Origin of the sequence: Pseudomonas sp. MUP55, from assembly GCF_034043515.1 — a bacterium.
In the GTDB taxonomy this organism is placed as follows: Bacteria; Pseudomonadota; Gammaproteobacteria; order Pseudomonadales; family Pseudomonadaceae; genus Aquipseudomonas.
Genome location: NZ_CP138214.1, coordinates 3068370 through 3081883, shown reverse-complemented (window position 1 = coordinate 3081883; position 13514 = coordinate 3068370). Strand labels below are relative to the sequence as shown.

Sequence of the window (13514 nt, the reverse complement as noted above, 5' to 3'; positions counted from 1 at the left end):
CTCCGCAGGCTGGATTAAAAGTTGTACGTCACGCCGGTGTACCAGTAGCCGCCGGTGGTGCCGTAGGGCGAGAAGTTGCCATAGGGGAAGCCGCCCGAGCTGCTGGCCAGGTCAGTGCGTTCCGGGTACTTGTTGAACAGGTTGTTGGCACCTGCATTCAGCGTGATGGCTGGCGTCAGGTGGTAGTCGATGTTCAGGTCGGTGATCCACGCTGGCGAGAACGTGCGGTCGAAGGATTCGGCGGTGCCGTACTGGGTGTACTCGCCGTAGCGGGTCAGGTTGAGGCCGATCTCGAACTTGTCGACGGTCCAGGTGGTGCCCAGCAGCAGTTTGGATTGCGGCAAACCGTACTTGAGGTTGCCCTGGCGCTGACGGTCATAACCACCGGTTGGGCCGAGGGCTTGTTGGGCCACGCTAGAGGCGTGGATGTCGTCGATCCGCGTGGTGTTCCAGTTAAAGCCCAAGGTGTAACGCAGGTTGCCGTAGGCACCGATGCTCTGGCGGTAGTCTCCGACGAGGTCGACGCCGCGGGTGGTGGTATCGAGGGCGTTAGTGAAATAGGTCACCGCCTGGTTCGGGTTGAGGCCCGCTGCGGCGAGGATTGCGCTGATTTGCGGTGTGCCGCCCAGGTAGCCGGTTTGCGCGATGCGGTCCTTGATTTTGATCTGGTAGGCATCCAGGGTGATGCTGGTGGCGTCCGTCGGTTGCAGGGTCAGGCCCAGGCTGAAGTTGGTGGACTTCTCGGGTTTGAGCGTCTCGGCACCGAGCGCCTTGGCCACGTCGGAGTTGACCGCCACGTTACGGTAGTCGAACAGCTGGCCATTGACGCTGGTCTGCGAGGTGGAGCTGTAAATCTGCTGGGCCAGCGAAGGCGCACGGAAACCGGTGCTGAAGGTGCCGCGTACCGCCAGGATCGGTGTGAGTTGGTAGCGGGTGGAGAATTTGCCGTTGGTCGTGGTGCCCGAGCCATCGTTGTAGTGCTCGTAGCGACCGGCCAGGTCGACGTGCCATTTATCGGTGAAGTCCTGGCCGATCTCACCGTACCCGGCGAGGCTGGTGCGGCCTTTTTGCGCAGCATCCTGCGGTGTGGTGCCGGCACCCGAGATGGTGCCCGGTGCGATCAGGCCACCGCTGGCGCCGGTGGTGAAAGGGCCGCTGGCGTAGGAGGCGAGGTCACCCTTGCCGATCTTGTAATTCTCGTAGCGTTGCTCCAGGCCCCACGAAATCTGCGTGGGTTTGTGCAGGCCGAAATCAAAGGCGCGGGTCAGGTCGAGGTTGTTGGTCCATTGGCTGAAAGTTTTGACGCCGGTGTCTACCGAGGTCGGCGAGTCCGGGCCGTAGCTCAGGTTGTAGGTGTGACGCAGGGTCGCTTCGGCGTGGTCCTGGCCATAGGTGCTGGACAGGTCATAGTCCCAGCCGGCGAGTTCGCCCTTGCCGCCAAACGCTACCTGGAAGTCATTTTCGATAAAACGCAGGGTGTCTTCGATGCCTTCGGGGAAGGGTGTGCGGATGCCGTCGAAACTGGCGGGCTGGTGGAAAGCCAGTGGTTTTTCCGAGTTGCGGCGGGTGTAGGTGGAGAATGAGTAGAGCGTGAGGGCATCGTCCACCGGCAGCTCGGCGTTGTAGCCGAAACTGAAGTTGCGTGCCTCGGGCAGGCCGGTGCCGTAGTAGGTGTGTTGCAGGCTGGTGTTGCCGGCCGAGTCGGTATAGGGCGCGTTGTCGGAGCGGTCGGAGATCTTCTGTTTTTTCACATCCAGGCCGAGGTTGATAAAACCGTCGTTGGGCAGCGCCAGGCCGACATTGCCGGTTTGGCGCGCGGTTTCGCCATCGCCGTTTTCATAGTTCTGGCCGTAGCGGGTGGACAGGCTGCCGCCGTGGTCGGTCTGCTTGAGCACGATGTTGACCACGCCACCAATCGCATCCGAACCATACTGGGCGGAGGCGCCGTCACGGAGCACTTCGACATGATCCACCAGAGCGGTGGGGATCATGTCCAAGTCCACCGGTTGCGAGCCGGAGTTGAGGTAGGTGCCGTTATTGAGCAGCGCGCTGTTGTGGCGACGCTTGCCATTGACCAGTACCAGCACCTGGTCGCCATTGAGGCCACGCAGGCTGATCGGGCGCACCACCGACGTTGAGCCGAAGCCTGACGATGCTGGCTGATTGAGGGATGGCAGTACCTTGCTCAGGGCGCGGGTAAGGTCGCCTTGCCCGGTGGCCAGCAGTTGCTTGGAGGAGATCACGTCCACGGGGGACGGGCTTTCGGCCAGGGTGCGCGCCTGGCCACGGTTGCCGATCACCACAACGGTGTCCAAGGGGTTATCGCTGGCCGGCGCGTCGGCGGCGAGCGTCAGGCTGCTGTAGCTGGCGGCTTCGTACAGGGCAATAAACAACAACGTGTGGGCGAAGGCCTTACTGGGTCGGCGACCCGTGGCGCGTGATGCATTCATGATGGGACTACTCCAGTGGTTTAAGGTGTTGGGCCTTGATAGAGGACGGCTTGTTGAGTTCAAGCTCTGGTGGGAAGGCTGGAGAGCAAGGGCTGTGCCATCTGTTAAAAGTGTTTAAAAACAGAGGCTTATCGGTTGTTAAACGGGTGGGTGGTGTTTTTTTAACAGGCTCAAGGGCAGGGTGTTGGTTTTTGTGCAGGGGCTTTCATCGGCAACCGGGTATTTAGCCGTAAGGCTTGGGTGGTTGTGCTTGGCACACGACTTGCTCTGCCCACGCGACACCCTGAACCCAAGGAAGCTATTTCTGTATGCCTAGACCCGGCCCGCGCAATGCCCTCACCGATATCCCAGGCCTCACGGTCGGCCACGCCACGGACCTGCGCGTCGACACCGGCGTCACAGTGATTCGCCCCAATGGTTTCTGGACTGCCAGCATCGACATTCGCGGCGGTGGCCCTGGCGGGCGCGAAACGGCCGCGCTTGAGCCGGAAAACATGGTCGGCCAGCTCCACGCCCTGGTATTTGCCGGCGGCTCGGTCTTCGGCCTGGGGGCGGCGGATGCGGTGGCGGCGAAACTGTCCCAGGACCAAGTGGGCCTGCACCTCAAACCCGGCGCTCCGGCTATTCCCATCGTGCCCGCAGCGGTGTTGCATGACTTGGCTAACGGCGGCGACAAAGACTGGGGGTTGGAACCGCCTTACCGACGCTTGGGCTTCGAGGCGCTGGCCAATGCAGGTGAGGACTTTGAATTGGGCTCGGTGGGTGCCGGTCGTGGCGCCATGGCCGGGGTGCTCAAAGGTGGGCTGGGTACCGCTTCCCTGAATCTGGGAAATGGCTTGATCGTCGCTGCATTGGTGGTCGCCAACCCGATAGGCTCGGTGTACATGCCTGACGGCCAGACCTTCTGGGCGTGGCCCTGGGAAGTCGCGGGGGAGTTCGGTGGCCGGCGACCTGAAGCCGAGATGGACTGCAGCGACCCGATGCCGCAGCTGTCACGCCTGGATTCGATGGGCCGCCTGCAAGCCGGGGCCAACACCACACTGGTGGTGGTCGCCAGTACCGCTCGGCTCACTGTGGCTGAGTGCAAACGCGTGGCGATCATGGCTCAGGACGGGATTGCCCGTGCGGTGCGTCCGGCGCATTTGCCGTTTGATGGCGACACTATGTTTGCCTTGGCGTCGGCGGCGGTTGAGTTGACCGATGGCCCACGGCGGCAGGTGGAAATTGGCTGTATTGGCTCGGCGGCTGCGGATTGCGTGGCGCGGGCGATTGCCAGAGGGGTGTTCAGTGCCAGGGGCTAGCCGCGAGCAACTGTAGGAGCCCACAAGCCGGCTCCTGCTGTTCAGGTGAAACGTGACAGGCGCGTCTGTGCCTTCGCCGCCAGCGCCGGCAACCTCAACGCCTCATACACCCGCACCAAACGCCGATTCGTCAGCACATCCCACTCGTCATACCGGCGCCGCAATTCCAGTGTCTGCTGCGCCGCCAACCAATCCCCGGCCTTCACTCGTGCATCCAGCTCCACCAGGGCAAACAGATCGCGTTGTGCGTGGCTGCCACCAATCTCATTCAGCCGCGGAAGGGCGATCGTCAGTTGCGCCAGCGACTGTTGCCAGTCGCCACGTGCATGGGCCAATAAGCCCTGCGCCAACGGCAAGGTCACTTCGCCCCATACCGGCCGTGCGTCGAAGCTGTACTGGCGCAGCGCCGCCAGCAACCTATCCGCCTCCGGCTTGCCCGCCCGGGCCAGGCCATACAGGTACTGCACGCTCAGGAACGGCTGTACCGTATCGCAGACCCGGCGTTGCAGGTAGGGTGCCAGCGCCTGCCAGCGCTCGCCCACGTCGATTCCGGCCAGTTCCAATCGCGCGAGCAAGGACACGGCGCCGACCTGGTCCTGGGAGTATTCCGGGAGGATGCCCCATACGTGCTTGTCGTAAATCTCCAGCACGCGCTGATTCTCGCCCCGCGCCAGGTAGAACAACGCCAGGTGCCACCAGTTGTGGGTGTACATGAACGAGTTCAAACCGTCCCAGTGATGGCTCACGCTTTCCAGGAATGCCGTGCCTTCCTCGATGCGTCCCTGGGTCAACATCACATGTGCCAGGGCGTGCTGGGCCCAGGGCTCCGCGGGTTGCAGGCGTAAGGCTTGCAGCGCGCAGGCTTCGGCTTCTTCAAGCAGGTGGCATTGCTCGTAGGCGAACGCCAGCAGGCCGTGGCTGTGGGCAATATCGGGTGCGCCAGCGGTGGCCTTCAGGCCGATGCGCAACAGGGCGGGCCAGTTGCCACGATTGAATTCCAGGTACTGGTTGAGCTTGGCGGCGAACAGGTCGCGGGGGTAGCGGTCGAGCAGGTTCTCGCTCAAACGCAGGACTTGATCGAGGTCGTCCTTGATCCAGGCGTGCAGCACGCCAAGGTACAGTTGGGCGCGCGGGTGAACGGCATGCGCCGCACGTTGGCGGTATTTTTCCGCCAGCGCCGGGCCCTCGGGCGACTCGATGAACATCAGCAGCAAGCCGGCAAACGCATTGGCCAGCGCGGAGTCGGGATCGGCATCGGCGGTGGCAAGGATGCGTTCGGCACGGGGCTGGTAGCCGAGGAAGCCGCCTATGAAGTCGTCCAGCCCTTGGAGGGTGGTCGGGTCGGTGGTGTCGATGGGGTTGCCCAGGTAATCCAGTGACATGGCGGCGAGGCTCGTTGATTCAGATGACGGTTACAGGGGCAAACCTTGTGCCATCGACCAGCGGTGAACCTGTGGGAGGGGGCTTGCCCCCGATAGCGGCGTGTCAGTTGGCTCATTCATTGATGACCCACCGGTATCGGGGGCAAGCCCCCTCCCACAGTTGAAATGCCTTGCTGCTGCTTTTTGCACACTCCGGCGCAGCTCTGTGGTTTTTTCATCAGCGCGATCACCGCCAACCCCAGCAATCCCCGCCCAACCGGCCATGGCACAGCGCTTGCAAAACCCTCGTTATATTTTTCGATTCGAGAAGACTCCATGCGCTCATTCTCTTTCCGCAGTGCCCTCACGTCGGTGGCACTGTGCACCGCGTTGCTGGCCGGCCAGGCTCACGCACAACCGCAGGAGGGCGGCGTGCTCAATCTGGTGGCCCAGCCGGAGCCGCCCTCGCTGATGCACGGCGTAGTCAGCCATGTATCGACCCAATACGTGAGCGGCAAGGTGCTCCAGGGCCTGCTCACCTTCGACACACACCTTGCGCCCAAACCGGTATTGGCCAAAGCCTGGACCATCTCCCCTGACGGCCTCACCTACACGTTCGACTTGCAGGACGGCGTGCACTGGCACGACGGTCCGGCGTTCACCGCCGATGACGTGGTGTTCAGCTTTCAGACCTTCTACCCCGAGGTGGACAAACGCCTCGGGGGGATCATCACCGAGTACGTCCAGAGCATCACCGCCAAAGGCCCGCTGCAGGTGGTCTTTCACCTGAAGAAACCGTTCGCGCCGTTGCTTTCGGCCTTGGGCAGCGGCTTGCGCCCGGTGGTGCCCAAGCACCTTTACGAGAACACCGACTTTCGTAACAACCCCTACAACCTGAAACCGGTGGGTACCGGCCCGTTTGTGTTCGTCGAGTGGAAACGCGGCGCCTATATCAAGCTGGCCAAGAACCCCAACTACTGGAAAAAGGGCCTGCCGCACCTCGACAGCATCATCTTCCACGTCATTCCTGATGCCTCTTCGCGTGCCGCCGCGTTCGAGCGTAACGATGTGCAAGTATTGCGCAGCGGCGATGCGGATTACGCCGACCTCAAGCGCTTAACTGCCTTGCCCGATGTGCAGTCGTCGGAAAAAGGCTGGGAGTTGTACTCTGGGCTGGCCTTCCTGCAAATCAACACGCGCAAGCCGCCGCTGAACAACCCCAAGGTGCGCCAGGCGATCCTGTATGCGCTGAACCGCCAGTTCATCGTCGATAACATCTTCTTCGGCTCGGGCAAGGTCGCCCAGGGGCCATTTGTGTCCAGCTCGCCTTACCACGATCCCCAGTTGCCGCAGTACGCCTATGACGTGAACAAGGCCAAAGCGCTGATTGCCGAATCCGGCGTGGATGTCGGCGCGGTGCGCATTCGCCTGCTCAATGGCGAGAAGGGGGGAGCCTGGGAGCGCCTGGCCGAATACACCAAGCAGTCCTTGCAGCCCTTGGGTTTCAAGGTGCAGGTGGTGACGTCCGACGCGGCGACTTGGTTCCAGCGCGTGAGCGACTGGGACTTCGACCTGACCTACAACTTTATTTTCCAGATCGGCGACCCCTACCTGACCAGCGCCTACCTGTTCCGCTCCGACTACATCCTCAAGACCTCGCCGTTCGCCAACGTCAGCGGCTACAACAGCGCCGAGGCCGATGCCTTGTGGGCGAAAGTCGCCGATACCCCGGAAGGCCCGGAGCGCAAACAGCTCTACAGCCAGTTGGAGAACGTGCTGAACACCGACCTGCCCATCGCGCCGATCTTCGAAATGCGTTACCCGACGCTGTTTCACAAACAGGTGAAAAACCTGCTGCAGACCGCTACCAGCCTTAACGAGGACTACGAGAGTGTGTACCTCGAGGCCGTGGCGCCATGAACGGCGTGTTGTATTTTAGCGGGCGGCTCGTCAAGGCGTTGCTGATGGTGGTGGCGGTGCTGGTGCTGAGTTTCCTGCTGATTCGACTGGCGCCGGGCGATCCTGCATTGCTGTTGGCAGGAGAGGCGGGGGTGGACGATGCGCAGTTTATCGAGCAGCTGCGCCAGACCATGGGCCTGGATAAACCGCTGCTCCAGCAGTTGCTGATATACCTGGGCAATATCGCCCACCTGGACCTGGGTTATTCCTACCGAAACCAGACCTCGGTGTGGTCGCTGATCGCCGAGCGGTTGCCGGCGACGCTGGCATTGATGGGCTCGGCCTTTGTGGTGTCTTCCGTGCTCGGCGTGACCTTGGGTGTGCTGGCGGCGCGGGCACGGCGGAAGCGGCATTGGCTGGACGGCGTGATCTCCCACAGTGCGTTATTGCTGTACGCGATGCCGCCGTTCTGGCTGGCGATGCTGATGATTCTGCTGTTCTCCGTAAGTCTGGACTGGTTGCCGGCGTTCGGTATGGAGACCGTGGGCCGGGACTTCTCGCTGCTGGATCGCCTGCGGCATCTGTTGTTGCCGTGCCTATCCCTGTGCGTGCTGTTTCTGGCGCTGTATATCCACCTCACCCGAGCCGCCGTGCTCGATGCCCTTGGTCAGGAATACGTGCGCACTGCCCACGCCAAAGGCCTGTATCCACGGCGGATTCTGTATGTACATGTGTTGCGCAATGCACTGCTGCCGGTGGTGACTTTCGCTGGTTTGCAACTCGGCCAACTGGCCAGCGGCGCGTTACTGGTGGAGGTGGTGTACTCCTGGCCTGGCATTGGCCGCTTGATGTATGACTCATTGGCCCAGCGTGACTACGGTGTGTTGATGGGCGGCTTTCTGGTGATCTCGATTCTGGTGGTGGGCTTCAATGTGTTGACCGATGTGATTTGCCGTCTGCTGGATCCACGTATTGGCGCTGGAGGACAGGGCTGATGGCGGTGCTCACACGCTTTATTCACCAGCCGTCGGCGCTGGCCGGCGCGGTGTTTTTGCTGGTGCTGGCAGCACTGGCGGCTGCCGCGCCGTGGCTCACCAGTAGCTCGCCCTGGGAAATGAACACCCAGCCGATGCTCCCGCCGTTCCACGATTCGGCGCACTGGCTGGGCAGCGATATGCTTGGCCGCGACCTCGGTAGCGGCTTGCTCTACGGTGCCCGTGTGTCCCTGGCCGTGGGGACGTTGACCAGTCTGGCGACCTTGCTGGTGGGACTGCTCGTGGGCGCTGTCGCCGGTTATTTCGGTGGCTGGCTCGACGGCGTGCTGATGCGGATCGCCGAGTTCTTTCAGATCATTCCGCAGTTAGTGTTGGCGGTGATCCTGGTGGCGGTGCTGGAGCCGTCCCTGGGTTCCATCGTGCTGGCGATTTCGCTGGTGGCGTGGCCGGGCGTCGCGCGGCTGGTGCGCAGCGAATTCCTTACCCTGCGACAACGTGAGTTTGTGCAAGCGGCGCGGGTGCTGGGGCAGTCGCCCTGGGGCATCATCAGTCAACAAATTCTGCCGAATGCGCTGGCACCGTTGCTGGTGGTGATGACCTTTGTGATGGCCACGGCGATCCTCACTGAGTCGGCTTTGGCGTTTCTCGGCCTGAGCGACCCTGAGGCCATGAGCTGGGGGCACATGATCAACGCGTCCCGTGGGCTGCTGCGCGATGCCTGGTGGATGAGTTTCCTGCCGGGGTTGGCGATTGTGCTGTGCGTGCTGGCGGTGAACCGGGTGGGCGAAGGTCTGCGCGTGGCCTTTGAACCGGGGAGGCCGCTATGACGTTGCTCAGCGTGGAAAACCTGCGTATCGCCTTGCCGGCCGGTGCCGACCGCAGTCACGCGCTGTATGACCTGTCGCTGCAATTGCGCAGCGGCGAGTGCCTGTGTGTAGTGGGCGAGTCCGGCTCCGGCAAGTCGATGCTGGCCAAGGCATTGTTGCGCCAGTTACCGACGCCGCTGAGCGTGGAAAGCGGGCGCCTGCTGTTTCGTGATGAAGACCTGGCGAAGCTCAGTGAAACCGCGATGCGCCAGCTGCGCGGGCGAGATATAAGCATGGTGTTCCAGGAACCCATGAGCGCGCTGAACCCGCTGCTGCGCGTGGGTGAGCAGATCGATGAAACCCTGCGCGCCCACGGGGTGAAATCGGCCCAGGAGCGTCGCCGACGGGTTGTGGAGTTGCTGGGTTATGTCGGCCTGCCCGATCCTGAACGCCTGCGCCTGGTCTATCCCTTTGAGCTCTCCGGTGGCCAGCGTCAGCGCGTGGTCATCGCCATGGCATTGGCGTTCGATCCCTCGTTACTGATCGCCGACGAACCTACCTCGGCGCTGGACGTGACCACCCAGGCGCAGATCATCGATCTGTTACGCAAGATTCAACAGGACAAGGGCATGGCGCTGTTGTTCATCACCCATGATTTCGCCGTGGTCGAGGCCATTGCCGACCGCGTGCTGGTGCTGGAGAAAGGTCAACGGGTGGAGCAGGGCAGCGCCCATCAGGTGTTGCGCAAGCCTCAGGCGCTTTATACCCAGCAACTGTTGGCAGCGGTCTCGGCGCAACCGCGGGCCCCGCGCGCGACGGTGCACGGGAGTGTGGTGCTCAACGCCGAGCAACTTAATAAAGTGTTTCACAGCCACAGCGGTTGGTGGCGCAAGCGTGCCACCCAGGCCCTGGCGCAGGTTCAGTTGACCCTGCGCCAGGGTGAAACCCTGGGCATTGTTGGGGAGTCAGGCTCGGGGAAATCCACTCTGGGGCGTTGCCTTGTTCGGCTGCTACGTGCTGACAGTGGGCAAATTCAATGGCTGGGTCAGGATGTAACGGCGCTGTCCGAAGGGCGTTTGCGAGCATTGCGCAGCGATGTGCAGATGATTTTTCAGGACCCGTTTGCCTCGCTCAATCCGCGCCAGACCGTCGGTCGTATCGTCATGACCGGCCCGCTGGTACAGGGACACTCAAAGGCCGAGGCCGAGCGGCGCGCGCGGGCAATACTGGAGTTGGTTGGGCTGCCCGCAGCCGCGTTCGAACGCTATCCTCATGAGTTCTCCGGTGGCCAGCGCCAGCGAATCGGTGTCGCCCGTGCCTTGGCTGTGGAGCCGAAAATACTCATCGCGGACGAATGCGTTTCCGCTCTGGATGCGCTGATCCAGGTACAGATCCTCGAGTTGCTTGAAGACCTGCAACGTCGGCTCAAGCTGAGCATTGTGTTCATCACCCACGACTTGCGAGTGGCCGCCAGACTGTGTGATCGCATTGCCGTGATGCAGGGCGGGCATGTGGTGGAGCAGGGGGAAACGGCAACGCTGCTGACCCACCCGCAACATGCTTATACCCAGATCTTATTACGTGGTTTTCACCGCACAGCATCCCCTTCGACAATCATTCCTCAAAACCCTGAACCGCAGGAGGCTTGTCCCATTCATGGCTGATTTACACGCTTTTTCCGATTTACCTTTGGTGCGGGGCGAGCGGGTGGAAATCCGTCCAGGGCGCCACCTGAGCATCGCTTATCAACCAGGCACGCATCAGGCAGATACAGTCTTGTTCTTCGGGCATGGTGGTGGGGGTCACAAGGATCAATGGCGCGAGTTATGGCACGCGTTGTCGGATCAGGGATACAGCCTGGTGGCATGGGACCTGTTGGGGCATGGCGATAGCGAAAAGCCGCGCCAGCCGCAGGCCTATGCCTGGTCGGAACTGGTGGCAGATCAGTTGGAAATACTGGGTCGCTACGCTGCACGGCGCAATATCCTGGTTGCACATTCCTTTGGTACCGGACTGGGGTTGAGTGCCTTGTTGGAGCTATCACGCAGGTTGCCGCAGGTGACCATGGATGGCGCCCTGCTGCTGGGCACCCAACTGCATCGCCCGTTGAGCCGCGGCGGTCTGATGGCGCTGCCTGCCTGGGTGTTGGAACTGCTGCGGCCGTTGCTCGCCAAGGGCTTTCGTCAGCGTGCGTGGCACCCCGCAGCCGATCCTCGGCTGGTGGCCTACGAGGAAAACCTGACCCGTCGCAATCGTCTGTATGTGTTCAAGTCTCTACTGCAGAACGCCCAATGGCCCGACGCCGATGCCTTGGCCCGACTGACTTTGCCGACTTATGTGTTGGCAGGAGACAGCGACGGACTGACGCCCTCCATTGGGGGGGAAGCGCTCGCCCGACAGCTGCCGACGGGTAGCTTTGAGGTGTTGGAGCGGTGTGGTCATCAATTGATGTTGGAGCGGCCTGCGCAGGTGCTGGCGGCGTTCCAGAGGTTGCTGAAAAAACTTGATCAGCGTCCAGGTTAGTCCTGTGGCTGTGAACAACATCCTGGGCAAGTGAGCGGGCAAGTAAGCTAGGCTGTTCGCACGACAGGCCGTCGGTACTCGACGGCCTGAAAACAAAGGCGCTATCAATGTCGAAGCATTTGCTGTTGGGCTGGCCCCGTTCCTTGTGCGTGCTTGCTGTCTTGAGCGGCGCGGCCACGATGGCAGGTGCTGCCCCGCCTGAAAAAAACGCTACGGTGGCGCCGGACACGCAATCGGTGTCCCTGGCAGGCGGCAAGCTGACGTTCGTGCTCAAAGGTGTCGAGGCCCGTACCTTGAACAGCGAGAGCGGCGGCACGATGTACTTCGATCCGGAAAGCGAGCGGGCCATCATCGTTACCGAAGGTCCGGCGTCGACTGCGGGCACCACCCCGGACGCTGCGTTTGGCCGTGCCATAGATACCTTGAAGGAAAAGCAGCAGGCCGCGTCACCCAACTTTCGTATGACTGGCGAGAACACCCTTGAGGTGAACGGCTTGAAGATGTACCGCCTGGACGGCACCGACGATTTCAACGGCCTGAAACTACTGATGGCCTCGTTGATGACGATGAACGATCAGCAGATCACTATCATCGAAGTGATGTCCAGCGTAAACGACCCGGCCAGCCATACCGCTGCGTTGAAGAACATTCTGGGCCAGTAAGCCGCAGGTGTCCGGATAGTGGGCTGTCGACTCCCGTTCGCTGAGTTTTCCTCTGAAAATAGGAGCGTTGTCTGCGTGCATAAGTGGAGGCAACGTTTTTATAAATTAAAATTTTGCTCTCAATTACGCCCCCATGGGCTCTGGAATCCAGTGGAAATGGACGGACGGGACTGGACTATATTCGCCATAACCTCACGTTAATAAGAGCTTTTTTGGACCTTGGTGGAATTCCATTACAAGCTATCGGGGTCGCCAAAAAACATTTGGACAGGTCTCTAGGACGGTATTTTCAGGTCTTAAAAATTAAAATATGCCCCCAGTTTTGCCCCCGTTCGAACCGAATGCGCGAGTGATCGCCAATGGCGATCTCCGGCGGACTCCAGTATGGCAGTGGCTGGTATTCGGTGCGCCTTCGTATACTGGTTGAGCAGCCGCTATCTGGCAAATCCTTGGTCGTTCGGAAGAGGATATGCGTATTGAGTCTATATCTTTAAGAAGAGTCGTCGGGTCTGTCTCTCAGCACCTATCCTGAAATTGACTTGCGAGATGCTCGTGCTCTGCGTGATGTTGCCGGTTCTGGTCGCTAGGGAGGTCGCTGATCAGTCGTTAGGTAAGTGCAACTGCACTTCCATGGCGTCATGAAGGAGTCTGACGACCTCGATCACGTCGTCGTTTGCCACACGATAGAACACGATATGGCGTGGGCTTTTAACCGTTCCATGGGTTTGTTTGGCCTGCTGGCGTGAATAGATGAGGTGGTAGCTGCGAAGGCCCGGCGCAAGCTCATCGCGGTCGTGGCTGCCAATGCGATAAGGCGTGTCGGCAAGCGCTTGCAGCGCCGCAAGGATCAGCGCCTGGTAGCGCTGGCGTGCTTGATCGCCGAACTGCGTCTGGGAGAGCCTAAGGATGTCGACAATGTCGGTGCGCGCCGGATTGGAAATCCGATACTGCGGCATGCTCAGTGTTTCTCTCTCGCGGGGAGGGCTGCCTCCAGGCTCAAGCCCTCGAGGTAGTGCTCCAGATACCCTTCGTTCACCTGAGTAAAGCGCCCGTGCTCAAGATCCATGATGCCGATCGAGGTCGCCTGACGCAGCGCCTCAATTTTGGCGGTGTCTTCGGCGACGCGCTGCTCCAATAAACGTAAACCCTCTCGCATCACTTCGCTGGCATTCTGATAACGGCCGGACTGCACCAGGTCATGGATAACCTGATCCTGGTGAGGGGTGAGCACAACGTTTCGCGTCGCCATAACTAGCTCCAGTTTCACGTAAACAGATACTTTGGATTGGTGGCATATTATGCCATCTTCTCTCAGGAGAATAGCTTGAGGCCGACGTCCGGCGATCAGGTGATGGGTGGCTCAGAGTCAACCCCCTACATAAAGCAACCTGCTGATTGATTTGAAGATTGATATGCCTGACTGTGCATGCAGGAGGCGCGCGATGTGTGCTTCTCGATCCGCCCTGAAATCGATCGGCATGTTTGATGCCCATCAATATCTGCGTTTAGAAGCATCA

Annotated in this window: 11 protein-coding genes; 7 read left to right on the top strand and 4 right to left on the bottom strand. The window is 60.9% G+C overall.

The features are described from left to right. Positions 1 to 14: 14 nt before the first annotated feature. Complete coding sequence (locus SC318_RS13900) at positions 15 to 2450, bottom strand: TonB-dependent receptor plug domain-containing protein (protein ID WP_320427229.1); 2436 nt, start codon at positions 2448 to 2450, stop codon at positions 15 to 17. A gap of 308 nt (positions 2451 to 2758) precedes the next feature. On the opposite strand from SC318_RS13900, the gene SC318_RS13895 reads away from it, so the two are divergent. After that, the gene (locus SC318_RS13895) at positions 2759 to 3751 is read left to right on the top strand and encodes a P1 family peptidase (RefSeq protein ID WP_320427228.1); all 993 of its coding nucleotides are present in this window, start codon (positions 2759 to 2761) and stop codon (positions 3749 to 3751) included. A 41-nt stretch (positions 3752 to 3792) separates the two neighbouring features. Here SC318_RS13895 and SC318_RS13890 read toward each other — a convergent pair whose 3' ends face one another. Next, a complete protein-coding gene (locus tag SC318_RS13890) occupies positions 3793 to 5133 on the bottom strand; it encodes a tetratricopeptide repeat protein (RefSeq protein WP_320427227.1) in 1341 nt (446 codons plus the stop codon). 315 nt (positions 5134 to 5448) lie between these two features. Here SC318_RS13890 and SC318_RS13885 point away from each other — a divergent pair, with 315 nt between their 5' ends. The 6 genes from SC318_RS13885 (at position 5449) to SC318_RS13860 (ending at position 11997) form a co-directional block, all read left to right on the top strand. Beyond that, positions 5449 to 7032: an ABC transporter substrate-binding protein gene (locus tag SC318_RS13885; RefSeq protein WP_320427226.1), complete on the top strand. Its 1584-nt coding sequence runs from the start codon at positions 5449 to 5451 to the stop codon at positions 7030 to 7032. After that, positions 7029 to 8006, top strand: a complete 978-nt coding sequence (locus SC318_RS13880; RefSeq protein ID WP_320427225.1) for an ABC transporter permease — start codon at positions 7029 to 7031, stop codon at positions 8004 to 8006. The genes SC318_RS13885 and SC318_RS13880 overlap by 4 nt, the downstream gene beginning before the upstream one ends. Continuing rightward, complete coding sequence (locus SC318_RS13875) at positions 8006 to 8833, top strand: ABC transporter permease (RefSeq protein WP_320427224.1); 828 nt, start codon at positions 8006 to 8008, stop codon at positions 8831 to 8833. The genes SC318_RS13880 and SC318_RS13875 overlap by 1 nt, the downstream gene beginning before the upstream one ends. After that, positions 8830 to 10476 carry a dipeptide ABC transporter ATP-binding protein gene (locus SC318_RS13870; RefSeq protein ID WP_320427223.1) on the top strand — a complete coding sequence of 549 codons (1647 nt, stop codon included), beginning with the start codon at positions 8830 to 8832 and terminating at the stop codon, positions 10474 to 10476. The genes SC318_RS13875 and SC318_RS13870 overlap by 4 nt, the downstream gene beginning before the upstream one ends. Further along, positions 10469 to 11335, top strand: a complete 867-nt coding sequence (locus SC318_RS13865) for an alpha/beta fold hydrolase (protein WP_320427222.1) — start codon at positions 10469 to 10471, stop codon at positions 11333 to 11335. The genes SC318_RS13870 and SC318_RS13865 overlap by 8 nt, the downstream gene beginning before the upstream one ends. A 107-nt stretch (positions 11336 to 11442) precedes the next feature. Further along, a complete protein-coding gene (locus tag SC318_RS13860) occupies positions 11443 to 11997 on the top strand; it encodes a DcrB/PsbP domain-containing protein (protein ID WP_320427221.1) in 555 nt (184 codons plus the stop codon). A 599-nt stretch (positions 11998 to 12596) separates the two neighbouring features. Here the strand turns inward: SC318_RS13860 and SC318_RS13855 are convergent. Together SC318_RS13855 and SC318_RS13850 are read right to left on the bottom strand one after the other, a co-directional pair. Further along, positions 12597 to 12953 carry a type II toxin-antitoxin system RelE/ParE family toxin gene (locus SC318_RS13855; protein ID WP_320427220.1) on the bottom strand — a complete coding sequence of 119 codons (357 nt, stop codon included), beginning with the start codon at positions 12951 to 12953 and terminating at the stop codon, positions 12597 to 12599. Positions 12954 to 12955: 2 nt separating this feature from the next. Further along, positions 12956 to 13246, bottom strand: coding sequence for a type II toxin-antitoxin system ParD family antitoxin (locus SC318_RS13850; RefSeq protein WP_320427219.1), 291 nt, complete (start codon positions 13244 to 13246; stop codon positions 12956 to 12958). Between the last annotated feature and the right edge of the window lie 268 nt (positions 13247 to 13514).